This is a genomic window from Mycobacterium sp., assembly GCF_049683935.1.
GTDB lineage: Bacteria > Actinomycetota > Actinomycetes > Mycobacteriales > Mycobacteriaceae > Mycobacterium.
Map to the genome: position 1 here is coordinate 1 of NZ_JBAUJR010000417.1, position 6,399 is coordinate 6,399.

Consider the following 6,399-nt stretch of genomic DNA (forward strand, 5'->3'; position numbering starts at 1 on the left):
CACCGGCGCGGGGGGTCGTAGCCCCGCGTCGACGAGCGCGCCCAACCCGGCCCCGACCTCCGCCTGCGCACCCGGGTTGCGGTTGACGAACTCACCCCACCCGACGCCGACGATGCTGACGTTGCGCAGCAGCAACCGATTGACCTTCACTGTCGGGATGCCGCCCGCGGCGAAGCCGATGACCAGCAGTCGACCCTCGGTTGTCATCGCGCGGACGGCAACGTCAAAAGCCTGCCCGCCGACAGGGTCGACCACCAGATCCACACCTCGGCCCCCGGTGTGCTCTTTGACCGTGTCGAGCCAGCCGTCGGTCAGCGGCAGCACCACATCGGCACCGAGCGATTCGACGAACTCGATAGCCGAGGGACGATGCACCATCGCGATGACCTTGGCGCCCAATGCCTTCGCGATCTGAATCGCCGCAGTCCCCACACCGCCTGCGGAGCCGAGGACCAGCACCGTCTCGCCGGCACGGAGCGCGCCACGGCGCTGCAGCGCGAAGTACATCGTGTAGTAGTTGCCCAGCAGGGACGCTGCCTCGCCGTCGTCGAGGTCCGCCGGAGTGGGGATCACCGAGTCGGCGGCGACAACCACCTGTTCGGCGTACCCGCCCAGCATCGTGAACGCCGAAACCCGTTGACCGACAGCGAATCCCGACCCCTCTGGCGCCGAGTTCACCACTCCGGCCACCTCCATACCGGGGGTGAACGGCGGGTCGAGCCGCATCTGGTACTCACCGCGCAGGAGAAGCAGGTCCGGGAAGCAGACACCCGCGGCGCCGACATCGATGACAAGCTGGCCCGGTCCGGCGACCGGGCCCTCCACATCGGCGTAGGTGAGTCCCGCTGGACCTGACAGCTCCTGCGCGACAAGCGCTTTCATGGGCTTGTTCAGCCGAGGCTGAAGGCGGCGCGCTCGGCCGCCGACAGGTCGGAGATCTCGCCCCACCTGCCCGCGACGTCGTCGACCGACGGCACGTCGGTGAACGTCACACCGGAGTTCTGGAACAGCGCGACCCGCTGCACCTTGCCACCGCCGACGATGAACACCGATGCGGTCTCGGGCATCTCCTCGGTGCACATGTAGGCCACCACGGGTGCCACGTACTCCGGCGTCAGCTTCTCGAACACCTCGGGCGGCAGGATGTCCTGCGTCATCCGGGTGGCCGCGATCGGCGCAACGGCGTTGGCCTTGATGTTGTACTTGGCGCCCTCCTGGGCCAGCGTGTTGATCATCCCCACGAGGCCCAGCTTCGCGGCGCCGTAGTTGGCCTGACCGAAGTTGCCGAACAGCCCGCTGGTCGAGGTCGCGACGACGACGCGGCCGAAACCGTTCTCCCGGAAGTGCGGCCACGCGGCGCGGATGACGTTGTACCCGCCGTACAGGTGCACCTTGATGACGGAGTCCCAGCTGCCGAACTCCATCTTGTGGAAGGTGCCGTCGCGCAGGATGCCCGCGTTGCTGACCACACCGTCGACCTTGCCGAACTCGTCGATGGCGGTCTTGATGATGTTGGCCGCACCGTCGGACTCGGCGACGGAGTCGTAGTTGGCGACCGCCCGCCCGCCCGCGTCCTTGATCTCCTTGACGACCTCGTCGGCCATCGCCGAACCGGAACCGGTGCCGTCGCGTGCGCCACCGAGGTCGTTGACGACGACTCTGGCGCCTTCTCGCGCGAGCGTCAAAGCGTATTCACGCCCGAGTCCGCCTCCCGCGCCGGTGACGACGATGACACGATCCTGCACTCCTGGCACTGGTGTTCCTCTCTTGAAGGGTCCGAGCCGACGTCAGCTTCAGAAGAGCTTGCGCGCCAGCTTCCATGCCTTCTCTGTATACGGCGGGTAGATCATCGCCGTGACATCGGGTCGGGTCGGCTTCGTCATGACCGACTTACGGTGGCTGAACTCCTCAAAGCCGAACTTGCCGTGATAGGCGCCCATCCCGGAGGGACCGACACCGCCGAAGGGCAGCTTGTGGGTGGCGAAGTGGAAGACCAGATGGTTGACCAGCATGCCGCCCGCCGGGACCTCCTTGATCACGCGTTCGCGCACCGCCTTGGCCTTGGTGAACAGGTAGGCGGCCAGTGGCTTGGGCCGCGAGTTGACGAAAGTGATTGCCTCGTCCATGGATTGGACGGTCACGATCGGAAGGATCGGGCCGAAGATCTCGTCGGTCATCAACGGCTCACCCGGGTCGGGGTCCACCACGACCGTCGGCTGGATCTTGAGCGTGGCCGCGTCCGAGCCGCCACCGATCGCGACGGCGCCCTTGGTGGCGGCCAGTGCGGTGGTGAGCCGGTCGAAGTGGCGTTCGTTGACGATGCGCTTGCCGCCGGTGTTGCCGGCCTCGAAGCTGGTGACGGCTTCCTTGATCTTGTCGACCAGCTTGTCGCGGATGGGAGCCTCGGCCAGCACGTAGTCCGGCGCGATGCAGATCTGGCCGGAGTTGAGCAGCTTGGTCCACGCGATCCGCTTGGCGGCGACATCGATGTCGGCGTCGGCCGACACGATCACCGGGCTCTTGCCACCCAGTTCGAGGGTGACGGGCGTCAGATGCGACGCCGCGCCTTCGTAGACCCGGCGGCCGATCTCGGTGCCGCCGGTGAACAACAGATGGTCGAAGCCCTGAGCGATGAGCTCCTGGCTGACCGCGCCGTCACCTTCGACGACCGCGATGGCGTCGTTGTCCAGATAGCGGGCCACCAGGTCGGCCATCAGGGCTGAGGATGCCGGCGCCACCTCGGAGGGTTTGAGCACGACGGTGTTGCCTGCGGCGATGGCGCCCACTGCGGGACCGAGGGTCAGCGCGAACGGGAAGTTCCACGCGCCGATGACCAGCACCGTGCCGTACGGCTCGTACTCCACCCACCCGCGGCCGGGCAGCTGGGATAGCTCGAGCAGTCGATAGCGGCGCTTCATCCACTTGCCGACGCTCTTCGCCGCGGTCTGGGCCTCGCCGGTGGTGCTGGCGATGTCGGCCAGCCAGGCTTCGAAGGGCGACCGGCCCAGGTCCTGTTCCAGCGCGTCGGCGATCGCGGGCTCGTTGTCCGACATCAGCCGCGCCAGGGCGTTGAGCTGGTCCTTACGCCACTCGACGCTGCGGGTACGGCCGGACGCGAAGGTCTGGCGGAGGCGGCGGACGGTCGCCGGAATGTCCTGGGCGGCGGGGGTCCCACCTGCCTGAACAGGGGCGACGGATTCGGTGGTCATGATGGGGTCCTTCCTGACCTGCGGAGTACCCGAATCCTAACCAACCACCTGGTTGGTGAACAGCGCCGTTGGGAGCCAATGAGTCTCCCGAAAGAGGTCAGGCCTTCTCGGCGGTCACAAATGTCGAGAAGGATTCCCCGTCGTTGTCGGCGATCTCGATGTAGCGGCCGAGGCGCTTCATCTCGTCGGTCGAGTCGACGGCATCGGATCGCCAACCGCGCGCGGCGAGCCACACGGCGACGTCGGCCCGGTCAGGGTCCTCGTAGGTGAGCTCGGTGATGTCGATGGGGTCGATGTCGAGTTGCGCGGTGAGCGCGCTGAACCGCTGGCGCATCTGCTCGCGGCGGTCCTCGGCGTGGAATCCCATGGTCTCGGCGGCCACCCGGCTGCCGGCCGCGGAGAGTTCGGTGATCTGGGTGAACAGCCGATCCTGCGCGTCGGCGGGCAGATACATCAGCAGACCCTCGGCCAGCCAGGCCGTCGGCTGCGTGGTGTCGAATCCGGAATCCACCAGCGCGGCCGGCCAGTCCTGGCGAAGATCGACGGCCACCTCGCGGCGGTCCGCCGTCGGGTCCACGTCGTGGCGGGCCAGGGTCGCACTCTTGTATTCGAGAACCTTCGGCTGGTCGATCTCGAACACCGTGGTGCCGGCGGGCCACGTCAGCCGGAACGCCCGCGAATCGAGGCCGGCCGCGAGGATGACGACCTGCCGGATGCCGGCATGCGCCGCCTGGGCGAAGAAGTCGTCGAAGAAGTGGGTGCGCACGGCCTGGTAGCTGCCCATGTGCTCGAACATCGCGGCGACCTCGGCGTCGGCCTCGGAGACCTTGGCGACGAAGGTGTCGTCGAGCATGAACTCCCAGGCTCCGGTACCGGCGTCGGCAACCAGGATCTTGGCGTAGGGGTCACGGATGAGCGGGTCGGGCCGGTCGGTCTCGGCGGCACGGGCGGCGGCCACCATGACAGCGGTTGCTCCGACGCTGGACGCGATGTCCCACGTGTCGTTGTCGGTGCGCAGTGAACTCATGGCGGGCTCCATCGATGGAAGAAAGAATTTACTTCGCAAGGCTATCTAACAATGGCCGCGCTACAGCCGCGCTGTGGCTCACAACACATCACCGCAGCTAGATCCACAGGAAACAGACAGCGGGCAGCTGGTTACCCGCCGAGCGTCCAGAGCTTGTTGGCAAGGAGAAGCTCGAGCTTGTGCACGACTGCGCCGAGCTCGGTCCGGTCGCCGACGAACCCGGCGTAGAAGCCCATGCCCCACACCACCGCGACCAACATCTCCACCAGGTGACCGACGTCGGTGTCCGTGCTCAGTTCGCCGCGGGTGATGGCGTCGTCGACCGCCCAGGCCACGAATTCACGCGAGTTCTTCAGCGAGTCGTGTTCGTCGTTGCTGAGTTCGGGATGACGTTGCGACTCCAGCACCGACGTCACGAGAAACGCCGCAGCGGAGCGGTCTTCGACATCGGCCTGCGTCGCGACCGACAGGAACGCCGACAGTCTTTCGATCAACGCCGTCTGTTCTTGCGCTCTGGCGATGCCAGCGCTAACAATCGACGCATTCGTCTGCTCCACCACCTCACTCCACAGCACGCGTTTGCTGGCGAAGTAGTGATTGATCGCTGGACGCGTCAGGTCGGCACGGACGGCGATCGCCTGAAACGTCGCTGCGTCATATCCGAGTTCGCTGAACACCTCCCGAGCAGCACGCACGATGCGCTCCCGCGTTTCAGCGGCCTTGGCTGCGGGAGGTCGCCCTGGACCTCGACTCGCCGTATACGGCATAGTCAAATTGTGCCACACGTCACCTGGCAGTTGGCCGCACGTTGGCTCGGAGCCCGTCCGGCCGGATTTCCAGCAAACTCGTCAGGGATAGCGGACCGCGGCTACCACCGACTCGCTCGTCGTTGACGCCGCTGCACCGAGCACTGTCGAACTAGGGTTCCAGGCATGGGGTCGGTGACGTCGCGAGGCTGGTGTTCACGACGTCACCGATCTACGTGCCGGTTCTCCGCGGTGCCCACCGATGGCTGACCCCGACGAAGCCGGCGGAGGGCGAGTCCGCGCAGGCGACGTGGACCGCACGGACGGCGCAGAGTCCGGCGTCCCGGTCGAACACGTCGTCTCCATGCTGCGGGAGCGTCTCTATGGCGCGATCTCCTGCCTGGCCACGCTCGCGGTCCTGACCCGGTACACCGAAGAGGACACCAGCGCCTGGGCGCGCATGCTCGATGTCGCGGTCACGATGGGTGGCCTGTGGGCGGCCAGCTTGCTCGCCGACTGGGTCGCACATCTGTCGGTGCACGAACGCGCGCCGGGTCGCGTCGAGGTCTGGCGGATGCTGCAGGCCTCGGGTCAGATCCTGCAGGCCAGCCTGCTTCCACTCGGGGCGCTGGCCGCGGCGGGGCTCGACCTGCTCGACACGGACACCGCGATGTGGATCGCCAAATGGATCCTGGTCGTCGAACTGGGGCTGATCGCCCTACTCGCGGTCCGCAGGACGCGGCTTCCCCTGTGGCAGCAAATAATGACAGTTCTATTACTCACGGGCGTCGGGGTGCTGGTCATCGGCATCAAGATCCTCGCTCACTGATGACTACCAGCACGAACACCCTGCGAGACCGGGTGACGCGACGCGTCCAACAACGCGACCCCGAAAACGACGCGCTGCGCCGCGCGCTGCGGGCCGCGCTGATCGTGCCGGTCGCGGCGGCAATGAGCTTCGCCATCGGGGACAACGCCCAGACGACGCTGTTCACCGTCTTCGGGTCGGTGGCGCTGCTGGTGTTCACCGACTTCCCCGGCAATCGGCAGAACCGTGCGGTCGCCTATGCCGGATTGGCGCTCAACGGGTTCGTGCTGATCACGCTCGGCACGCTCGTCGCCCCACTCCCGGTGCCCGCCGTGCTGACGATGTTCGTCCTCGGAGTGGCGGTGACGTTCTCCGGAGTGCTGAGTGAGACCGTCGCCGCCGGCCAGCGCGCGACACTGCTGACGTTCGTGTTGCCGGCCTGCACACCCCCCGGGCCGATCGGGGACCGCCTGCTCGGGTGGACCATTGCGTTGGCGGTGTGTGTACCCGCGGCGCTGTTTGTCCTCCCGCCGCGCCATCACGGCGAACTGCGACGCCACGCTGCCCGAGCCTGCCGCCTACTGGCCGACCGATTGGACGGCCGCGCGT

At 67.0% G+C, this 6,399-nt stretch carries 6 protein-coding genes and 1 pseudogene; 2 read left to right on the plus strand and 5 right to left on the minus strand.

All coding sequences use genetic code 11. The features are described 5' to 3' along the window. From WA965_RS23560 to WA965_RS23580, 5 genes are all read right to left on the minus strand, one after another. On the minus strand, positions 1-882 hold an 882-nt coding region (locus WA965_RS23560; RefSeq protein ID WP_526448130.1), incomplete at its 3' end, for an NADPH:quinone oxidoreductase family protein. 8 nt (positions 883-890) lie between these two features. Further along, positions 891-1,754 (minus strand): SDR family oxidoreductase, encoded by an 864-nt coding sequence (locus WA965_RS23565; RefSeq protein ID WP_526303196.1) that lies wholly within the window; start codon positions 1,752-1,754, stop codon positions 891-893. Between the two features lie 39 nt (positions 1,755-1,793). Further along, positions 1,794-3,209, minus strand: a complete 1,416-nt coding sequence (locus WA965_RS23570) for an aldehyde dehydrogenase family protein (protein WP_526303195.1) — start codon at positions 3,207-3,209, stop codon at positions 1,794-1,796. Positions 3,210-3,306: 97 nt separating this feature from the next. Then, positions 3,307-4,236, minus strand: coding sequence for a class I SAM-dependent methyltransferase (locus WA965_RS23575; RefSeq protein WP_526303194.1), 930 nt, complete (start codon positions 4,234-4,236; stop codon positions 3,307-3,309). Positions 4,237-4,367: 131 nt separating this feature from the next. Next, positions 4,368-5,003 carry a TetR/AcrR family transcriptional regulator gene (locus WA965_RS23580; protein WP_526303193.1) on the minus strand — a complete coding sequence of 212 codons (636 nt, stop codon included), beginning with the start codon at positions 5,001-5,003 and terminating at the stop codon, positions 4,368-4,370. Between the two features lie 241 nt (positions 5,004-5,244). Between WA965_RS23580 and WA965_RS23585 the strand changes: the two genes are divergently transcribed. Continuing rightward, a complete protein-coding gene (locus WA965_RS23585; protein WP_526303192.1) occupies positions 5,245-5,811 on the plus strand; it encodes a hypothetical protein in 567 nt (188 codons plus the stop codon). After that, a pseudogene (locus tag WA965_RS23590) lies at positions 5,811-6,399 on the plus strand (FUSC family protein); the annotation flags it as partial. The gene WA965_RS23585 and the pseudogene WA965_RS23590, both read left to right, overlap by 1 nt.

Bases quoted from the DNA above. Each gene is read 5' to 3' on its own strand.
- WA965_RS23575 (WP_526303194.1), bottom strand. From the start codon at position 4,236: ATGAGTTCACTGCGCACCGACAACGACACGTGGGACATCGCGTCCAGC.
- WA965_RS23570 (WP_526303195.1), bottom strand. From the start codon at position 3,209: ATGACCACCGAATCCGTCGCCCCTGTTCAGGCAGGTGGGACCCCCGCC.
- WA965_RS23585 (WP_526303192.1), top strand. From the start codon at position 5,245: ATGGCTGACCCCGACGAAGCCGGCGGAGGGCGAGTCCGCGCAGGCGAC.
- WA965_RS23580 (WP_526303193.1), bottom strand. From the start codon at position 5,003: ATGCCGTATACGGCGAGTCGAGGTCCAGGGCGACCTCCCGCAGCCAAG.